Below are 17,528 nucleotides of genomic sequence, written 5' to 3'. Positions count from 1 at the left end.
GCCGCCCACCTCAAACGGCATCGAGTGTGCCAAATAAGTGGGCCCTCCGGTCGCTGGCCTCTAGCTTGGCCAGTGCGATCGAGTTCACATCTGCTCGCTCCCGGTGCGCCTCGCAATAGAGCGACAAAAGTTGCCTGTATCCCGCGCCCGCTGCACGAACCGAAGGCGAGCCGAGAGATTCGTGGTAGCGGTTGACAGCGCGGTCGCGTTTCAGAAGGTCGATGTACTTGTAAAAAGGAATCCTCTTAGGCGGAAGGCCGCACCTAAATCCGGATCACTATTTCATGCCGCTGCCAGCGTTGTGTCTGGCATGTGCACGCGCGCTGCCGCCGCCAGCAGGTCGGTCTGGGTGATCAGCCCAATAATGCGTCGCTCGGCATCGACGATGACCACGGCATGGCTGCGGCCGTCGGTGAGCGCCGGCAGCAGGCTCATCGCCGGCGTATCGGGAGAGGCGGTGCTAGCCTTCGACATCACAGTCCTCACCGTGTCGGTCGCCTTCGTCAGCTCGCGCAGGCCAACTACACCGACCAGCTCGCCCCCGGCGTAGGTCACCGGCAGCGTCCGGATGTTGTGATCGAGCAGCAAATGACGCGCCTGGTCGGCAGGCGCATGTTCATCGACCGAAATGACATCGCGCGACATGATGTCTTCGCACAGCAGGGTCCGGTGGGAGCGCACCATCGCCTGCAACTCGACCTGCCGCAGCAGCCGCTCGAGATCGTTGCGGTCGATATCGAACGTTTCCTCCAGCGCGCCGAGCGCGGCATCGATATCCTCGGGCTGGAAGCCGACCCGCTCCCGCGCGGGCGGATCGATGGTTCCATGCGCGCTTTTAAGGGCGGGGGCCGCCACATGCGGATAGTTGCGCCGCGACAGTTTATGGATGCCGTAGCCGAGTGCGACCAGCACGATCGAGTTCAGCGCTACCGGAACGAAGGGAAACAGCAAGCCGGCACTGATGACCGCCGGTCCGCCGAACACCGCAATTAAGGCGGCGGCGCCACCCGGCGGATGCAGGCAGCGCGTGAACGACATGGCGGCGATGGCCAGCGCCACCGCAATGCCGGTAGCAAGAACGGGTTCATGCACGAAATGCGCCACGGTCACCCCGACCAGCGCCGAAATCGTATTGCCACCGATAATCGACCAAGGTTGCGCCAGCGGGCTTGAAGGCACGGCAAAGAGCAGCACGGCCGATGCTCCCATTGGAGCAACCAGCAGTGCGACATGTGGGCCAGACCCGTTCGCCAGCGCACTGATCACGCCAGTCAATGCGATGCCGATCATGGCCCCGATGCAGGCGAGCAGCCGCTCGCGCAGCGTTGCACCGGCAAGGATCGGAACAAAGAGACGAAACGCCATGGCATACCCTTGGGCGAGTGGTCGGAACTCCGCGCTCCGCAGTGCAGGCAAAGCCACAGATTTGGAAGTTAAGCCAATTCGGAAAGCCGGCTCACGGGGGAATACTTTTGCGCGAAACGGCCATTGCCAAATGGGTGCAGACATTTTGATCAGCCAGAGGAGGCGGACGGCACGGACGCTGATCCGCTCGATTGAGCGTCTGCGCCTTGCAGCCGATCTTCGCCGCGATCGAGGAAACCGCAGCCCATCGCGATGAATGATCGCCTTCGTGATCCATAACCATCCGAACCGCGCGGGCCCGGATCTCAGCTGAAAACGGCGCGGGTTCAACCTGTCTATCTCTTGTTCGTTCCCTTGAACGCGGCGCGCGGCTTATGAAGAGCAGTGGCGGCCCGCTCTGGGATGACGCCGCCCTCGAGAGGGGATTGGGATAGAAACCGCTCGAGAGTGGATATACGCAGAGCCGGTCGAGCTTGGCTTTACTAATGAATGCCCAAGCGAGGATGGCAGCGAGGGCAACCAAAACTATCACAAATGCAGGGCTCATCGTCTGAATGAGGAAGTAAAGCACAAGTTGAAATCGCCATATTGCATTCATATATATTTCCTGCTGAACAGGCTCGGCTCGTTCTCATATGTGATTGAGCGCCCGGTCTTTTTTCACCTGAAGTCGAACCATCACCCCAGGTGCAGCCGGGGTCCGCTTAAACCAAACGATTCCAGAATTACGCTGTGCGGATCAAGACAGGCCGCAAAGCTATTTCGGCTGAATGGTGGCAGCCTGCAGTTGACCGGCAGCATGATTCCATGCGGCGCGTGAATCCCGAACTTCGACCATGCACCAAACCAAACGATTTCAATAAAGGAGCAAGCCCTGATGGCTTGAAAACAACATGAAAAGAAATCAACCAAGACAGGTGATATCTTCCAGTATCCGCACGAGGGCCTCGACAATGGGGCCTGCCTGCCTGAAGACAGGCAACGCTCACGGTTCGCAAAAAAGCTATGAGCGCTATCTGGAACTTGCACATGCCCAGGCTTTGCTCGGCAACCGCGTCGAGGCAGAGAATTACTACCAGCATGCAGAGCACTATTTCCTCTGCGGAGCTGTCACGGGAACCCCACGGCAGCCTGACGTGAGCGAATCGGCTGTCTTCGGCAACAACCGTCCCTTCGCTATGGTGTATTATAAAGCGTCATCGATCCACCCGTCAGCTGAATGTCGGTACTGTCTGGCGCGCATCAAATTTCGAGCAGGGAGTAAGGGCGGCTTCACCACATGCATGGTGACATTGTAAACCGGCGCTTCAACGGAAAGTCATAAGATTAGCGAGCTTCTGGGATCCCTCGCGCGTGCGAACCTCGCTAATGCGCTGGGCCAAAAATGTTCCCGCCATGTTCTGGCACGATTCCTGTTCCGCTATGCCACCATCGCCGACGTTCTGGCTTTGATCGTTTTGTCTGTCAGGATGGGTAGCCTACGTGGATTGAACGAGCCGCTAGCGGGGTGTGAAGGTGAGGTCGCATAACACGCCTCCTGCCTGAAAATTCGGGCATCCTCAATCGAAGCGACGCAGCCGCCGGTCCACAATCGCCATCGGGAGACCTTTGGACTATATAGCCAGTTCATCGTGCGCTTATACCGCCCTCGCGTCATGTGTGAGCCGAGCAGCAATTTGGGTACGGCAGCGCTGAGCCGGCTAGCAACGGGCGAAGTGACCTGAGCTACGAAGCTTCGCTAGCAGGATGCTGGCCGTTGCACGGTGGTCAACCCTCGCTTGCTCACGCAGCGGAGACGCATTCCAGGCAGCCAATTCCGCCACCAAAAGGGCGGTGTCTCCGTTTATCGACGCGCATCCAAGTTGTCCGTTCTTCCCCACCACGATTATCGCTGTGCCGGTTACGCCATATCCAATCGCAGCCATCCGCTGAACGCAGCTATCGCCGTCGACGCGAACATCGAACAGAACCGACCCTGCGGTTTTTTCCGCGGCGTCAGCCACACGATCACAGAAGGGTCGATTGAGGCCCTCGATATTGCCGAGTGACTGCTCAAACAAGGCCAATTCAACATGCTCCGCCATCATGGCGGCGAGAGTGCGCGCCGGCTGGCGCAATCGGCAAGAGGCTGGGGCTGACTATCCACACACCAGCCCACCTCTCCACCTTTTTCACGGGAACCGAATGACCGTCCACAGGCATGCATCTGCGCGAACCTCCGTCTCGCCCGCGACTGAGAGCAAAACCTTCCCGACGCGCTCGAAATGCCCTCGCATCAGGGCCCACGACAATCCCGTCGAGACCTTGCGCGCGATCGGGGGATTCGGACACCGCCGTCGAGAACCGCGGCGCGTGTTGATCGGGATCGGCATAAAGCGCCAGCCAGTCCTTCTGCTGCGCCTTCGAGGCCATGGTCAGATGCCGCACCGTCTCGGTGTCGATCTCCTCGCGGCGATAGGCTTCGCGAATCTTCGGCGACAGGTCGCCGAGCGCCAGAATGCGCTTCACCTGTTGCTCCATGAGTCCGAAGATGGCGGCGATATCGGCAACGCCGCGCCCTTCCTTGATCAGCCGGGTGAAGGTTTTCGTTGAGAAGCCAAGCCCCGCCCGCATCTCTCCACGCCGGACCGGGCCGCAGCGCTGCGCCGGCGCCACTCAGCCTCCGACTAATAGAAGGTCTGCTGTCCGGCGCTCCAGGAAGCGTTGCGTCTCAATCCGCAAACAGGATAGGCGATGCGAGCGAACGGCGTAGCGCAGTCGGCCGGTTGGCCTGTCGCTCGGGTAGTACGGCGACGACGTGCTCTGGCTTCAAACACAACTGCTCGTTCCGGCCGCGCGGCTGTACCAGGCAGCGAGAGCCGAAGAGAGGACGCATGTGCCAGAGCTCGGTCTAATCGCTGCGCAGTATCTTTGCTTCCAGTGCGGCCGCGACGAAAGCGCGTCGAGCAACTGGCGACCGAGCCTTCCCACGCAGCACCTGCAGACATACGTCCATCGCTACCCTACTCTTCTCGGTCTGGCGACCAATATCCCGCAGCAAGATAGCGGCGGCGTCATTGACGTCGAGCACGATACGCTCGGAGCCATGGCGGCCGACCTGCACAATGACTGGCCTTTCGAACCTGCTCAAGCCGGCCATCTCCCCCCTTGACAGCCAGTCTGCGCCGACAGGCCGCATGCTAAACCGAATGTCACTGCCGCGCGTCGCCCCAGTCGCATGGGCGAACAGGATCTAGACTTTTGCGGTGCCCGCTTTGCAGGCCGCAATCCACTGCATCGCAGAGGTCGCATCTTCCAATATGCCAACCTGCTTTGCAAAGTCGTAAAGCGCGTTGCGCGCCGCACCTACAGGCTTGTCCCCATGGTAGGCATCATGGCACGTCCGAAGGGCAGTTTCGTGGGCACGATCTCTGCGATCTTGCGGCCATTCATCGAGAAGATCGATGGCTTCGGCAAGACTTGCAATCTCTTGCACGATATAGGTGGAGCGCTTCTCGAAAATGGGGCTGTTGAAAGCCTCGGCCTTCATTTGTTCCTCCCGACCTGCTGAAAAGCCAGTTCACGTAAGGCGGTGCCGCATCGACCCCCGCCGATGGTTACACAATGTGTTGTCGGCGCGATGACGCTTCAAGAGGAAAACGCGGGCGTGATGCCATCGGCCATTGGCCGAAGCATCTCAAGGCGCTCTCAATGGTCAAGCGGCGGCCGGTTCTCTCCGCTTCGTTCGGCATGCTCTCCATTCGAGTGGCAAGTTGTAGTTCCTTTGCGGCGGGATCGATACTCCAGGCGAGGGAAGCTCGAAACCTCGCCTACGTCATTGACGAGCTCAAACCGGTCAGTGATGCAGATTGCATAGAAGAAAAACTCGCCAAGTTCGCCGCCACAAAACGCCTGCGGTATGCGGACGGTGCCCGCGCATGGGAATGGATTGAACGAGCCCTGGAATGCTAGCAGGCACTCTCGCCCTGTGGTCGAAGTCACGCATGGAGAGGCGGATGCGGGAAACGCGCACGTCGGGTTCGCGGCGGAGATGAAGAAACTGCCTGGGTAATAAGGCAAGGCGCTTTATCCGTACTCAAGCCACGCCAAGCGCCGGGGATGCGGCAGCGGGTGCGTCAGGGATGCGTGCCCAAAGGGGTGAAGACGACCGCAAGCCGGCTTCAGCGAAGCCCGCAGCCCGGCCCGCAGGGAGACGCCCACCTGATCTCGTCCGGCGCCGATCGGCGAGGCAACGACAAGCCAGGCGCGGCATCCGCCCTTTTCATCCGTCGAGAACCACTGCGGTCGCCTCGATCCCAGACCCCACCGCGGCAGGTCTTGGTCGGGATTGCGATAGCGATGCCAAGAAATGGAGAGTGCCGAAGAATAAGATTATTTTGCTCTTTACCAAAACTTCTGTGTGGCATTTTAATTGCATGAATGGAGATTGAAGAACGAAAATACCCAGGAGAGCTGGCCTCCCCGCTGCACGTCCACGAGCTTGCGGAAGAGTACCGCAAGGCGGCAACCATGCTGCTTCGGCTCGGCCGGCCAGGCAAACCGCTCACTCGAGCGCCCTTCAGATTGTCGGCGATCCATGCGATCGAACTCTATCTGACCGCGCTTTTGCTTCACCGTGGGCACAGCCCCAATCAGATCCGCAAAATGCAGCACGATCTGTCGGCGCGCACGGGGCTCGCCTTGGAAGCGGGGCTGCGCCTTCGCGCAAAAACCGCCCAACATCTTCACTCCCTCAGCCAGAACCGGGAATATCTCGTCACCCGTTACGGCCCGGAGCTGGCTGCAACCGCCTCGCAGATAAACCGGCTTACCGCTACTCTGGACGAGGTGGCGACAAAGGTAACCATATTGATCGGCTTGTCCTCAACTATGCCGCAGCCGGTCGGTCTTACGGCGGAGACCTCGCCTTGATGCGCGCGATGACGTCGGGATCTGAGACGAAGTCATCGAGGAAGTCGTTCCACTTTTCGGCCGAACGGCGAGCATCGGCAAGCATCTGTCTTAGCTCGTCAATGCCGTGCTCGGTGAGAGCGGTGATCGCCTCCTCGGTACCGTCATGGACACTGATGATGCTGCCATAGCTGAGATTGTCATCGTTGCTGACGATCGCTTGAAGGAGCTCGAGATCCTCCCCGATCATTTGCGAAACGTGGTCGATGGTGAAGACGTGGGTTATTGTCGCCATCAAGCGGCCTCGGCAAAGGTGAGTGAAAGGTATCCAATTCCAGGAAGAGTTTCATCAAGGTCGATGCGAGGGCAAAGGGTGTCCAGCCGTCTTCTGCCAGTGCGCCACGGCTCTCGAGCGTCTATATAACATCACCAAACGTTGCTCCAGCAGTGCCGCTGGAGACCACCCACAGGCATTCATGAATCGGCTCGGATCGACTACGCAGTCGACATCGCGGAAAGGAAACCACTCTCTCGGCTTTCGATCCGCCGACGCAGTACCGCAATGCGAAAAATTTTTTCCCAATTGCACAAATAGCGAAACTCTGAAAATAATTTGCCAGCGTAGAGCGACCGGCCAACGGTAGGTTCGACCAGTGATGAGGCCGGGAGGGACGAACGCTTCACAGCTTTGCCTCCCTGTTGCCGAAGGTTGATCAGGACGAAAGGACCCAGTGTCCGTTGCCGCTGACGAAAAAGGAAGACCAGTGACCGATCTTTATCGACGTGAAAGCAAATCAGTTTCGAACATGGCCCAACTTCGTTTCTTTCCTCAAGCGATCGTTGGAGGGAAAGGATCGTATTTGCGAGGTGATGATGGTCGCCAGCTTCTTGATTTTTCGGCCTCTTGGGGGGCTGCCAGCCTGGGGCATGCTCATCCTTCGGTTTGCGAGGCCATTACGCGGGCGTTTTCAGATCAAGCTGGTGCAAGCTACCTGTCTTCCGCAAACGAACCTAGCGTGCTCCTTGCAGAGAAGCTTTTGTCATTGGTTCCAGCACGCAGCCGCGGCCGAGTTTGGTTGGGGCACTCTGGTTCGGATGCCAATGAAACAGTAGCTCGAATGGTCGTCGCAGCCACCGGACGCCATCGAATATTGGCCTTCAAGGGCGCGTACCACGGCGGTACCAGCGGTTCCATGGCTGTTTCGGGTCATCCGGCGCTCAAAGGTGTGGAGAAATTCGGCGGCCTGATCTTAGTGCCTTATCCGAACAGTTACACGGCAGGTGATCCGGCTGCTGCCAGTGCCGCGGCGCTGTCTCATCTCGAGGAAGTGTTTTCGGGAGACGTTCGTCCGGAAGAAGTTGCCGCCTTCTTTATGGAACCAATACAGGGTGATGGAGGATTGCTCGTGCCGCCTGTCGGTTTCTTTGCCGAGATCGAACGGTTTTGCCGTCGGCACGGAATTCTTCTGGTGTGTGACGAAGTGAAGTTCGGCTTAGGTCGATCGGGACTTCTGCACGCCTTCGAACATTCAGGGATTGAGCCAGACATTGTTGTTCTTGGTAAAGGCCTTGGCGGAGGTTTGCCGATATCTGCAGTCGTCGGCCCCGAACCCATTATGAATCACTCCCCAACCTTTTCCTACCAGACGCTACACGGCAATCCGATCTGCGCTTCGGCGGCATTGGCGGTACTTGAGACAATCGAAAAGGACGGTTTGGTACGAAATTCGGCAGAGATCGGCTCTTACATGTTAGAATCGCTTTCGAAGAGAAGCAGAAACTGGGAGTTGGTTGGCGATGTTCGAGGGAAAGGACTTGCTATTGGGATTGAGCTTGTAGGTGATCGGGCCAGTCGCGTACCAGCAAAAATCCAGACCGCGCTGACTGTTTACAGGGCGTTTCAGCTTGGACTCGTAATGTATTATGTCGGTTCGAATTCGAACGTATTGGAGCTTACTCCGCCGCTCACAATGAATACAAGTGAAGCCGACGAAGGCATCGCTATTATTGGCCAAGCACTCCAAGATGTCGCCGCTGGTAAGGTTTCGACCGACTTGATCTCATCCTTTGCCGGCTGGTGAGAGCAGCCAGATCTCGGTGGCGACTGATCTGATCATACGATCCGCATGCCAGGGCGTTGCCCCCTTATAAATAGAACACCCTTTCCCTTCTGAACCTAGAAAATCATTTCATCCAAGATCATTTGTACGTCGGCGGGTCGACGAACCAGTTCAACGAATTCCATCGGCTTGTGGTATCGGCGACCTTGCCAAAGCAGCGAATTGTGGGAATCGCCCTCCCCAAGCTGCACGTCGGTGACGACGCCGATCAAGATACTGTGCGAAAAACCATCGTAGGTATGGCTAAGTTTGCAATCGAGCGCCATCGGCGCGCCAACAAGGAGGGGTGCCCCGGTTTTGCCCGCGACCCAATATTTCTTCTCGAACCGATCTGGACCTTTTTTAGATTGAAATCGACGCGCGACATTGGACAACGCAGGGGATAGGAGATTTACGGCGAAGATGCCTCGCCGTAAAATCGTGTCGTGCGAACTGGCCGACTTGTTGATGCAAACCAGAACAGACGGCGGATCGAAGGACAAACTACAAACCGCGGTGGCGATTAGACCGCTGGGAAGGCCATCTTCTTCAGTCGTGATGATATTGACGGCCCCGGCGAAACGGCCCATCGCCTCCCGAAAGGCATCGTTCCTATCCAAGTCTGTCCTCCGTAACTGTGACCCACATCTGAACCGATTCCAGACGTTTCAGAAGCCTGCACTCACCTGGTCAAGCTTCAGCAGCGCCCGGCCGTATATCTCGCGCCCAATGTCGCCATTGATATAGGCATGTCGCGTGCAGGTCTCTATGTCGCGCCAGATCCGCTGGACCGGATTACTGAGCATGAAAACAGATGCTCCGCCTATGTTCAGCAGCAGGTCTACGGCCTCGCGCACGCGTTTTTGCGCAATCGCCGCGTCGAGTCGGACGCGAGCTCGCTCGAGATCGGTCATGGTCGTACCGTCGCTGACGGAGCGATCGATATCGCTAGCCGCGCGCATAGTATGCAATCGTGCGGAGTCGATAAGGCCACGAGCATCTGCCAGGTTTAGCTGGTAGCTTGGGGACTGCCTCGCATCTGTATACAGGGATGTCACAATGGGCTTGCCGCGCTCGAGGTTCTCCAACGTGAAATCGAAAGCTGCTTCTGCCATCCCGACGGCCGCAGAACATATTCCCAATGGAAGCGCGGTTATTAGCGGTGCCCGATAGAGCGGTTCGTCAGAATGGTCTGAGCGACTGAAACCGGAAATCATTTCGCTGATGAGCATCGTCCGGTGTTCCGGCACGAAGATATCGTTTCCCACAAAGGTATTGCTCCCCGTCCCTGCCATCCCAGCGACATACCATGTGTCTTCGATCTTCAGCTCGGACGTCGGCACCAGTGCAAGCCGTACGTCGATCAGAGCCCCGCTGGCATCTAGGACCGCGGAGCCCACGAAGCTCCACTGTGCTTCGAAGCATCCGGAGGCCCAGGGCCATTTGCCTGTCAACATCCAGCCCCCCTCCACCGCGGTGGCGCTCGCGGTGGGAGCCCATTGACCGATGACAACTGCGCGGGGATCCGAGCCAAAGACATCGGCGCGCGTCTTGTCAGGCATGAGCCCCATCAAAGATGCGCTGCTATTGGCGACCATGGCGAGCCAACCAGCCGCACTGTCGCCGCGGGCCAATTCCTCACAAATCTCGCAGTATGTCTGGATATCAATCTCGTGACCACCGCAGCGGCGCGGCACCAAAGCCTGCAGAAAGCCGCCGCTTCGCACCGCCGCAGCACTCTCCTGCGCTAACCGCCGGTTTCTTGCTGATTCCTCCGCATTTGCACGCAAAAGTGGCCTGAGTGCCCGTGCATTACGCACCAGCTCGGCGCTAGTCAGTGTCAAATCCATCACTGTTCTCCTCCCTTGATTTACTACACGTCGCGGCACATTGATAATGTTGCTCAACGGGGCTGAAGCCCATAGCGGCGTCGGTGCTTTCTCGTTTGCCGCCGGTAGTTGTTACATCTGGGCTGATTCCTAGCCGCCACCAAAGGGTGCGCATCACGAGCGAGCGCCCCGTACGGCTGGCAGCAGACCATCCGGCTTCACTAGCAACAAAAGGACTACCGCCAGAAGGACAATCGCATCCCGGTACGGAGCGGTTCCAGTGGTGAGGAACGGTTCTGAACCGACCTCCAGCGCCCCAAGCACAAAGCCGCCCAGCACGGCTCCCCGCAAAGAGCCCAGCCCACCGATGATCGCAGCGATGAAGGCCTTCAGGACCGGAGTAAAGCCCATGAGCGGATCTACCGAGCCACGCTGCGAAATCCACAATACCGCGGCAATACCGGCAAGAAGGCCCGATATCGCGAAGGACGTCGCAATGACTGTGTTTGCCCGCAGACCAAGCAAGCTGACCATGACGAAGTCTTCGGATGCGGCGCGCATCGCGACGCCCAAGGTGGTTTTGCGCAAGAAAATGTCGAGCCCGATTAGCGCTAGTGCCGTCAGGACGATGGATGTCAGCGGAACCATCCCGATTTGAAAGCCTCCGAAAGTAAGAGTTCCTGACATCCATTCCGGCAGAGCGACCGCTCTTCCGCGAGCGGAAACTCCGTTTTGAAAAAGAACCTTGCAAATGGTGCTTACGCCAAAGCTCGTGATCATGAGCGTCGTCACGGATGCGGACCGCATAGGACGGAAGGCTATTCGATCCATCAGCACCGCAGAGAGCGCCGCCCCCAAACAAGCCACTAGAAGAACGACAGGCAGCGGCAAGCCAAACGAAAGCGATAGCACGATGAGGTACCCTGCAATCGTCATGAGTTCGCCATGTGCGAAATTGATGAGCCCAACGATCGAAAAGACAATCGCCAGCCCGAGCGCCAGGAGAGCGTATATTCCACCCAGGCTAAGAATATTAACCAGGTACTGGACGAATTCCATAACGACCTCCTAGATTGCCAGATACGCTTGCCGGACAAGGTCAGAGTTGGCGAGTTCAAATGCCGTACCACTTAGGGCAATACGGCCATTGGCTACCACGTAGCCCCGATCGGCCACCGACAGCGCCAACTCCACATTTTGTTCAACAAGCAGAATGGTAAGCCCTTCCTTGCGCAGGTCATCGATCAACTCATAGACCTTGTCGATCGTCTGGGGCGCTAGGCCTAACGAAGGTTCGTCGAGCAGCAGAAGGTTGGGCTGACTCATTAAAGATCGGGCGATCGCCAGCATCTGCTGTTCACCGCCTGACAGGCTCCCAGCCTTTTGATCGATGCGCTCGGCAAGGATGGGAAAGCGGGAGAGCATGCTATCGCGGCGAGCCCGAAGCTCCTCACCTTTCGCGAACGCCGCTCCTCCCAGATGCAGGTTTTCGCCTACTGTAAGATGAGCGAAAACGCGGCGGCCTTCCGGCGTTAGCGCTATTCCCTTTCGGCTGATGACGTCAGCGGGCAGGCCGGTGAGTGGCTGACCTTCGAGCAAAACCTGGCCCTCGGCAGGTGGGATAGAGCCGGCGATGCCGGCAAGAATCGAACTCTTGCCGGCGCCATTAGCGCCAATGAGCGTGACAATTTCTCCATTTCCAACGTTTAGATCGACGCCATGGACAGCCTGGACGGCGCCGTAGCGTATTTTCATTCCCTCGACACGAAGCATTGGCGTTCCTACCAGCTTAAGGATTGGGGATTTCATCCTTAGTCGGTCGATACAGCTTCACAAAGGTCGGCTTCCCGCCTTCGATGCGGATCATTGCAACGTCCCGCAGAGCAACACGCTCAGTCCCAGCATACGTCACTTTGCCGAGAACGGTCTGCACATCTTCCAGGCTAGCCAACGCGTCTCTGATCTTTGCCGGCTCGAGCGATCCCGCTTTCCGGGCTGCGGCGTCGAGCAATTGTGCCCATTCGTATCCCGCGGCCTCGTATGAGGTTTCCGCGTCATGTCCGGTCTCCTCCTTGAAGTGCTTGTTGAACGCTTCCATGCCGCTGCCTGGGGTTGGAAACCCGGCTGAGGACTGGACGACGCCATCGACCACCGAACCGAGCCCATACACCGTCGGAGTGCCGATGGCATCCGATTCGATGACCGGAACCTTAACACCAGCACCGCGCAATTGTTTGATGAAGGCTGGGAAATCCGGCTCATACGCCGTCGTCATGATGACGTCAGGCTGCGGTGTTAAGCCCTTGATTTGAGAAACCACAGCAGAAAAATCTGGCTGCCCCATCGAGTAGGATGCTTCACCGACAACGCTGCCACCCTTTTTCTTAAACGTTTCGCCAAAATAGTCCGGGAATTTGGACGTATAGGCGGAGTCTGGCGACTTCAGAAGAAATGCCGTCTTATAGCCGGTCTCCGCGGCGTAGCTGGCCAGCGCAGCCGATTGAACCGTGTCGGACGGGTACGAAATAAACATATAGTCGCCGACAGCAGGTGTCAGGCTGGGCGAACCCGCCAGGTTAAGCATCGGAATGCCCGCTGCCTGTCCGATCTGGCCCGCTGCGATGGAAGGGTCCGCATCGCCCGGGGTAATGAGAAACTGAACTCCGTCATCGATCAATTTCTGGGCTGCGTTCACGGTAGCTGCGGTGTCCGAGCGGGTATCGATGACTTTGAGGGTGACTGTCGCCATGCCCCCGATACCGCCCTTGGCATTCAAATCCTTGATGCCCAACTTGAAGCCGGCCAGACCAGGTTGATCATAAGGTGCCAGGGCTCCAGTCAGGGCCATTGCAGCACCGATCTTGTATTCAGCCGCCGACGAGTATCCCACGGTTGACGAGAGCGCGATCGCGGCGACACCAGCGAGCGCAGTTGCATATCTTAGCTTTTTCATTTTTGAGTTCCCATGTGAGGTTTGAGAATGCTTCGTTTTCCGAAGTCTTATTTACTTGTTCTGGCTGAAACTCCTTCTTCCTTCTGTAACCATTCAATATCCATCATACGAGTAAATCTACGAGTAAATCAGAGATACGATCTCTAGGACGCGTTGGCCCCAACGACCTGCGCCACAGAGCCTGGTTCGACCTGAGCTTTTTTCTCGCCCATCCTTTTGCTTCCGAGATAGGCCGAGATCACGGCAGGGTCAGTTCTGACGGCATCCGCCGTGCCCACGGCGATGCGCTTGCCCCTGTCGATAACGACAATGGTGTCACTCAGCGACATTATAAGGTGCAGGTCGTGCTCAACCACGAGAATGCCGACGCCTGTGTCCTTACGCAGTGCGGCCAACCTGCCCATCAGCTCTTTCGTCTCCGCCGGATTCATCCCCGCCGCAGGCTCGTCAAGAAGGAGGAACCGGGGACCTGTCGCAAGCGCGCGGCCGATTTCCACGAGACGCCTTTGTCCGTACGGAAGGCTGCCGGCAAGCCGGTCCCCTAATGTTTCCAGCCCAAAACGCGCCAGGGCGTCATTGGTGCGCCACACAGCTAGAGCCGTGTCGGCCGCACATGCCTCAGCGGCAACAAGAACATTCTCCCGAACGGTCATGTCAGCAAACACACGAAGGTTTTGGAACGTTCGCGCCAAACCTGCGCGGGCAATCAAGTGAGGCTGCTTATTTTCGATCAGGTCCGAGCCAAGCGCCACATGACCTGCACTGGGTCGTAGCTGGCCAGTCAACAGATTGATCAAGGTGCTCTTGCCGGCGCCATTCGGACCGATCAACCCGGTGATAAGGCCGGCTTCCGCTTTAAAAGACACTCCGTCGACGGCCCTCACACCGCCGAAATGACGAGACAGCTGATTTGCCTCCAGGGCGTGTGCACCCTTTGGTGCCTGAAAATCCTGCGCTCCTGGAATGAGCTTGCTAGCTCGCCCCTCCAAAGGGTCCCATGAGTTTGCAAGCTCGAGTTCCCGGCCACCAACCAGACCAGTCGGCCTGAAAAACAGAACGAGGATCATGGCCAGGGAGGCACCAACGAGGGGCAGTCCGTACAAGGCCGGGACAGCGAATCCCAGGATATTACCCCCGCCCTCTAGCGCCCTCAAAAGCTCCGTGACTCCGGTGATTACGATCACGCCCACCAGAGCACCCGAAACGGACCCAAGCCCGCCGACGATCAGCATCGAAATCAGCAGAAAACACGACTCAAAGTAGAAATCCTTGGGGCCGAAGGCACCTAAAAACTGAGCCATCAACGCCCCGGCAATCGACAGAATCGTGCCGCTCAACAACCATGCCTTGAGTCGTGCCTGGCGAACGTCAACGCCCACTGCCGCCGCTGCTACTTCATCTTCTCGCGTGGCTCGGACCGCGCGCCCGGTCCTTGTATCCCTGAATGTTCGGGCAACCGCGATCGACAGCGCCGCCACGCATAGAGCAACCACAAGGGTGGTATTGCGCGGCACGCCGTAGAATGTTTGGCTTCCGCGCGTGATATCCTTTGTCGCTACCAGAACCGTGTAGACGATAATCTGCAATGCCAGAGTGGCGATGGATGCTGCCGAACCAGACAGGCGCCGCATAACGAGGCCGCTCACTCCCGCCAAAATCAACCCGGCGACGGCAGCTACAATCAACGACGGCCAGACCGAGAGACCATATCCCGCCATCCAGGCCGGGAGGTGAGGAAGTGCGGTCCGCTGAATAGCAGGGCTCATCGTGAGGATGCCTGCAGTGTAGGCACCTATCCCCATGAAGGCTGCAGGACCGAATGACACGATACCTGTATTGCCGGAAAAAACCTGCAGCCCAACGCAGGCAGTGACCACGATCGACATCGATGTCGCGATGCGGGTCCCATTCGCACCAAACAAAACACCAGCCAAGATCCCTGCCGCTACTAGGATCGCGGCCAGAGCCAGCGAATCCATCGACACAGCCTTGATGCGGGAATTGACCATTCCGTCTGCTCCTCTGCGGAATTGCGACTATTGGACAGCTCAACCGTCATGTCAATATCATTACATCATCCTGTCATATGAAAAATTGTGCAGAAGGCGCTACAGCCGTCTGGTTGCGGGTCTAAAGATTGCGGATCGCTATACCAGGGGTTGGAGAATTTGATGTCCCGGGTGTTCAACTCAGCCGAGCTTAGCAATGCCATCGATGCAGATCGGCGCGCGCTGCCAGCAGTTCTGTCTGCCCATCACTCATCCTGAGATTGCCGACCGTCTACTTTTTTTGCATCAGAGCTTACCTTTGAAGAGATATTGACACGTCCCCAGCCCGCGGCTACCCTCGTGTAAGCTTTGAGTATCATGCCGGTTGGATCCCTTCCTCCCGCCCACAATTTGCATTTCGGAACGAGCCTTCAGCAATCGGCTAGTTCCGCCACGCCCGCTCATCATTCATGAACAGTAAAGGTATTCCGATGCGGTCTTCTGTTCCAACTTACGAAAATCGCGTGCTCAGCGCTTATGAGGGAGAAATCTTGGGGGAAGAATTTTTTAGCGTTCTTGCCCAGAAGGCTGACAGCGATCAATCTCGTATAAAATTGCGCAATTTGGCCGCCATTGAGCGGCTCGTTGGAGAGGCGCTGTTGCCGGTCATTACGCGTTACAAACTTCAACCAAACAGCAAAGTATCGCTTGCCGAGAAGGGACGCGATGAAACTGTTGAGTACGCCGAGCTTGGATGGACTGAGTTTGCGGTAAAGCTCAAGAGGCTATTGGAGCCATTTGTTCGTGACTTTGAGGCTCTGCTTGCAGAGTCGCCGGTTGAAGACCGGCCCTATATCCAGTTACTCCTTGACCACGAAATCGCGCTTTTCGCGTTCGCCCAGGCGGAAAGTGAATACTCAAGCGATGGTCAGATTTATCTGGACAACTTTCTGCAACGGCATAAAGCTCTTTTGCGCGATGGAAACTAAGAAAATCTGTCTTCATACCAGCTCCTGCTGTATCTGAACATCACCGAGTTCGCCGGCGGCGGCTTGGTCTGAGTCACGCCGCCTTGATCGGTTCTCCCTGGAGTTGGCCAGTGGCATGTCTCCGCTCCGCTGTCCGCGGTTGCTGACGGTACACAAGCCAAGTTTCGAATAAGCCGAACCCGTTTGATCTGGGACCAGGATCCTCTGGAACGAACCAAAGCCTTCGCGTTACATCTCCTGCATCGCCCTGCGATGCCTTAAGGGCTCACCCCTTCCAGACAGCTTGGGGGATCTGGTCGACTTGGTGATGGATTGGCGAGCGGCGTGACCCTGCAGGTTGGCTCAAGGCGATAGCCGCAATCCAAGCGTAGCGGGCGCGGCGCCGACTTTGGTGGCTCGCCATCGTGCATTATTGGGACAGCCCCCTAACATATTTTCACAATGAGAACTTTTGTAATATTCTCTTCAGCAATGCCAGTTGGAGGACACGATGAACGTTAGAGACATGCTGCTACACGGGGCCATTTCGTTGACACCATCAGAGGAGCGGATCGTTCAGGTGCTCCTCACCGACTATCCTGCAGCCGGGCTAGGCACTGCTACGAGCCTCGCAAAGCGCGCCGGCGTCAGTGACCCTACCGTCGTTCGCCTTGCCATGAAGCTCGGTTTCGAAGGGTTCCCTGCCCTCCAACGGCGGCTACTTGCAGATGTTGAAGCAAGATTGCATTCGCCCTTGCTTATGATGGAAGCCAAACGGCCCGACATGGGGACGGATGGGGAACAAGGAGCTGCGATCGCCTACATGCATTCGGTGGCCAGCAACCTCAACAAAGCGCTGACATCGACGCCGCTGGCGTCATATCAACGCGCCGCTCGCCTGGTAATGGATACAAAGGGCAAGGTCGTCCTGCTCGGCGGGCGCTACAGCCGTTTTATCGCAGGCATGCTGGCAGCGTACTTGTTGCAATTTCGGCCAGACATCATGCATATCGACGCCCTATCGGCGCAAAAGACGGACGTGTTAGTCGACTTGGGAAAGCGCGATCTCTTGATCGTGTTCGACTATCGCCGATATCAGCTGGACGTTGTTGCGTTCGCTCAATTGGCTGCGGCCCGCCGCGTTCGCATTCTTCTGTTTACCGACCCTTGGTTATCGCCCATTTCCGAGTTTTCGGAACTAACGCTGACCTGCCCAATTGAGGTTAATTCGCCCTACGATACGATGGCGTCATCCGTGGCGCAGATCGAAGCCGTTATCGCTCAGATCCTTGCTTCCATGGAGAAGCGGACGCGCGAACGTATCGAGGAATTGGAGGAGATCCGCCTCCAGGCGAGTGCATCACTGGATAACGCACGTCTTCTCGAAGAAGAAAAGCCCGCTCTGGCATCCACGGCGAGCAAGTAGACCCACCATG

General features: G+C 57.5%; 18 protein-coding genes. 6 read left to right on the top strand and 12 right to left on the bottom strand.

Annotated features, from left to right (window positions below):
• Positions 1 to 282: 282 nt before the first annotated feature.
• Entirely contained in the window at positions 283 to 1,365 is a 1,083-nt protein-coding gene (locus NKI08_RS26370) for an HPP family protein (RefSeq protein WP_352773414.1), read from the bottom strand.
• Between the two features lie 893 nt (positions 1,366 to 2,258).
• On the opposite strand from NKI08_RS26370, the gene NKI08_RS26365 reads away from it, so the two are divergent.
• Positions 2,259 to 2,663 (top strand): DUF4167 domain-containing protein, encoded by a 405-nt coding sequence (locus NKI08_RS26365; protein WP_352773411.1) that lies wholly within the window; start codon positions 2,259 to 2,261, stop codon positions 2,661 to 2,663.
• A gap of 402 nt (positions 2,664 to 3,065) precedes the next feature.
• Here NKI08_RS26365 and NKI08_RS26360 read toward each other — a convergent pair whose 3' ends face one another.
• The 4 genes from NKI08_RS26360 to NKI08_RS26345 all read right to left on the bottom strand — a co-directional run bounded on the left by NKI08_RS26360 (position 3,066) and on the right by NKI08_RS26345 (position 4,894).
• Entirely contained in the window at positions 3,066 to 3,452 is a 387-nt protein-coding gene (locus tag NKI08_RS26360) for a hypothetical protein (protein WP_502899672.1), read from the bottom strand.
• Positions 3,433 to 4,020 carry a hypothetical protein gene (locus NKI08_RS26355; protein WP_352773405.1) on the bottom strand — a complete coding sequence of 196 codons (588 nt, stop codon included), beginning with the start codon at positions 4,018 to 4,020 and terminating at the stop codon, positions 3,433 to 3,435. The genes NKI08_RS26360 and NKI08_RS26355 overlap by 20 nt, the downstream gene beginning before the upstream one ends.
• A 235-nt stretch (positions 4,021 to 4,255) precedes the next feature.
• A complete protein-coding gene (locus tag NKI08_RS26350) occupies positions 4,256 to 4,504 on the bottom strand; it encodes a DUF982 domain-containing protein (RefSeq protein WP_352725631.1) in 249 nt (82 codons plus the stop codon).
• A gap of 93 nt (positions 4,505 to 4,597) precedes the next feature.
• On the bottom strand, positions 4,598 to 4,894 hold the full coding sequence (locus NKI08_RS26345; protein ID WP_352773402.1) for a DUF982 domain-containing protein: 297 nt from the start codon (positions 4,892 to 4,894) through the stop codon (positions 4,598 to 4,600).
• Between the two features lie 161 nt (positions 4,895 to 5,055).
• Here NKI08_RS26345 and NKI08_RS26340 point away from each other — a divergent pair, with 161 nt between their 5' ends.
• Positions 5,056 to 5,316, top strand: a complete 261-nt coding sequence (locus NKI08_RS26340; RefSeq protein ID WP_352773399.1) for a hypothetical protein — start codon at positions 5,056 to 5,058, stop codon at positions 5,314 to 5,316.
• A 468-nt stretch (positions 5,317 to 5,784) separates the two neighbouring features.
• Positions 5,785 to 6,276 (top strand): HEPN domain-containing protein, encoded by a 492-nt coding sequence (locus tag NKI08_RS26335; RefSeq protein WP_352773396.1) that lies wholly within the window; start codon positions 5,785 to 5,787, stop codon positions 6,274 to 6,276.
• Here NKI08_RS26335 and NKI08_RS26330 read toward each other — a convergent pair.
• Positions 6,254 to 6,550 carry a hypothetical protein gene (locus tag NKI08_RS26330; protein ID WP_352773393.1) on the bottom strand — a complete coding sequence of 99 codons (297 nt, stop codon included), beginning with the start codon at positions 6,548 to 6,550 and terminating at the stop codon, positions 6,254 to 6,256. The genes NKI08_RS26335 and NKI08_RS26330 overlap by 23 nt on opposite strands.
• Positions 6,551 to 7,019: 469 nt before the next feature.
• Here NKI08_RS26330 and NKI08_RS26325 point away from each other — a divergent pair, with 469 nt between their 5' ends.
• Positions 7,020 to 8,336 carry an aspartate aminotransferase family protein gene (locus NKI08_RS26325; RefSeq protein WP_352773390.1) on the top strand — a complete coding sequence of 439 codons (1,317 nt, stop codon included), beginning with the start codon at positions 7,020 to 7,022 and terminating at the stop codon, positions 8,334 to 8,336.
• A gap of 95 nt (positions 8,337 to 8,431) precedes the next feature.
• Here NKI08_RS26325 and NKI08_RS26320 read toward each other — a convergent pair whose 3' ends face one another.
• From NKI08_RS26320 to NKI08_RS26295, 6 genes are all read right to left on the bottom strand, one after another.
• A complete protein-coding gene (locus NKI08_RS26320) occupies positions 8,432 to 8,974 on the bottom strand; it encodes a flavin reductase family protein (protein ID WP_352773388.1) in 543 nt (180 codons plus the stop codon).
• Between the two features lie 48 nt (positions 8,975 to 9,022).
• Positions 9,023 to 10,204 carry an acyl-CoA dehydrogenase family protein gene (locus NKI08_RS26315; RefSeq protein WP_352773385.1) on the bottom strand — a complete coding sequence of 394 codons (1,182 nt, stop codon included), beginning with the start codon at positions 10,202 to 10,204 and terminating at the stop codon, positions 9,023 to 9,025.
• Positions 10,205 to 10,357: 153 nt separating this feature from the next.
• Positions 10,358 to 11,242 carry a branched-chain amino acid ABC transporter permease gene (locus NKI08_RS26310; protein ID WP_352773382.1) on the bottom strand — a complete coding sequence of 295 codons (885 nt, stop codon included), beginning with the start codon at positions 11,240 to 11,242 and terminating at the stop codon, positions 10,358 to 10,360.
• A gap of 9 nt (positions 11,243 to 11,251) precedes the next feature.
• Positions 11,252 to 11,956 carry an ABC transporter ATP-binding protein gene (locus NKI08_RS26305; RefSeq protein ID WP_352773379.1) on the bottom strand — a complete coding sequence of 235 codons (705 nt, stop codon included), beginning with the start codon at positions 11,954 to 11,956 and terminating at the stop codon, positions 11,252 to 11,254.
• Positions 11,957 to 11,972: 16 nt separating this feature from the next.
• Positions 11,973 to 13,136: an ABC transporter substrate-binding protein gene (locus NKI08_RS26300; RefSeq protein WP_352773376.1), complete on the bottom strand. Its 1,164-nt coding sequence runs from the start codon at positions 13,134 to 13,136 to the stop codon at positions 11,973 to 11,975.
• 143 nt (positions 13,137 to 13,279) lie between these two features.
• A complete protein-coding gene (locus tag NKI08_RS26295; protein WP_352773373.1) occupies positions 13,280 to 15,145 on the bottom strand; it encodes a branched-chain amino acid ABC transporter ATP-binding protein/permease in 1,866 nt (621 codons plus the stop codon).
• Positions 15,146 to 15,594: 449 nt separating this feature from the next.
• Between NKI08_RS26295 and NKI08_RS26290 the strand changes: the two genes are divergently transcribed.
• The gene (locus tag NKI08_RS26290) at positions 15,595 to 16,113 is read left to right on the top strand and encodes a hypothetical protein (protein ID WP_352773370.1); all 519 of its coding nucleotides are present in this window, start codon (positions 15,595 to 15,597) and stop codon (positions 16,111 to 16,113) included.
• 490 nt (positions 16,114 to 16,603) lie between these two features.
• Positions 16,604 to 17,518 (top strand): MurR/RpiR family transcriptional regulator, encoded by a 915-nt coding sequence (locus tag NKI08_RS26285; protein ID WP_352773368.1) that lies wholly within the window; start codon positions 16,604 to 16,606, stop codon positions 17,516 to 17,518.
• Positions 17,519 to 17,528: the final 10 nt, after the last annotated feature.

The organism is Mesorhizobium sp. M0768 (genome assembly GCF_040320195.1).
Classification (GTDB): Bacteria; Pseudomonadota; Alphaproteobacteria; order Rhizobiales; family Rhizobiaceae; genus Mesorhizobium.
This window is presented reverse-complemented; position numbering and strand designations above follow the sequence as displayed.

Bases quoted from the DNA above. Each gene is read 5' to 3' on its own strand.
- NKI08_RS26315 (WP_352773385.1), bottom strand. From the start codon at position 10,204: ATGGATTTGACACTGACTAGCGCCGAGCTGGTGCGTAATGCACGGGCA.
- NKI08_RS26370 (WP_352773414.1), bottom strand. From the start codon at position 1,365: ATGGCGTTTCGTCTCTTTGTTCCGATCCTTGCCGGTGCAACGCTGCGC.
- NKI08_RS26295 (WP_352773373.1), bottom strand. From the start codon at position 15,145: ATGGTCAATTCCCGCATCAAGGCTGTGTCGATGGATTCGCTGGCTCTG.
- NKI08_RS26285 (WP_352773368.1), top strand. From the start codon at position 16,604: ATGAACGTTAGAGACATGCTGCTACACGGGGCCATTTCGTTGACACCA.
- NKI08_RS26310 (WP_352773382.1), bottom strand. From the start codon at position 11,242: ATGGAATTCGTCCAGTACCTGGTTAATATTCTTAGCCTGGGTGGAATA.
- NKI08_RS26340 (WP_352773399.1), top strand. From the start codon at position 5,056: ATGGTCAAGCGGCGGCCGGTTCTCTCCGCTTCGTTCGGCATGCTCTCC.
- NKI08_RS26335 (WP_352773396.1), top strand. From the start codon at position 5,785: ATGGAGATTGAAGAACGAAAATACCCAGGAGAGCTGGCCTCCCCGCTG.
- NKI08_RS26300 (WP_352773376.1), bottom strand. From the start codon at position 13,136: ATGAAAAAGCTAAGATATGCAACTGCGCTCGCTGGTGTCGCCGCGATC.
- NKI08_RS26290 (WP_352773370.1), top strand. From the start codon at position 15,595: ATGAACAGTAAAGGTATTCCGATGCGGTCTTCTGTTCCAACTTACGAA.
- NKI08_RS26330 (WP_352773393.1), bottom strand. From the start codon at position 6,550: ATGGCGACAATAACCCACGTCTTCACCATCGACCACGTTTCGCAAATG.
- NKI08_RS26365 (WP_352773411.1), top strand. From the start codon at position 2,259: ATGAAAAGAAATCAACCAAGACAGGTGATATCTTCCAGTATCCGCACG.
- NKI08_RS26350 (WP_352725631.1), bottom strand. From the start codon at position 4,504: ATGGCCGGCTTGAGCAGGTTCGAAAGGCCAGTCATTGTGCAGGTCGGC.
- NKI08_RS26360 (WP_502899672.1), bottom strand. From the start codon at position 3,452: ATGATGGCGGAGCATGTTGAATTGGCCTTGTTTGAGCAGTCACTCGGC.
- NKI08_RS26345 (WP_352773402.1), bottom strand. From the start codon at position 4,894: ATGAAGGCCGAGGCTTTCAACAGCCCCATTTTCGAGAAGCGCTCCACC.
- NKI08_RS26305 (WP_352773379.1), bottom strand. From the start codon at position 11,956: ATGCTTCGTGTCGAGGGAATGAAAATACGCTACGGCGCCGTCCAGGCT.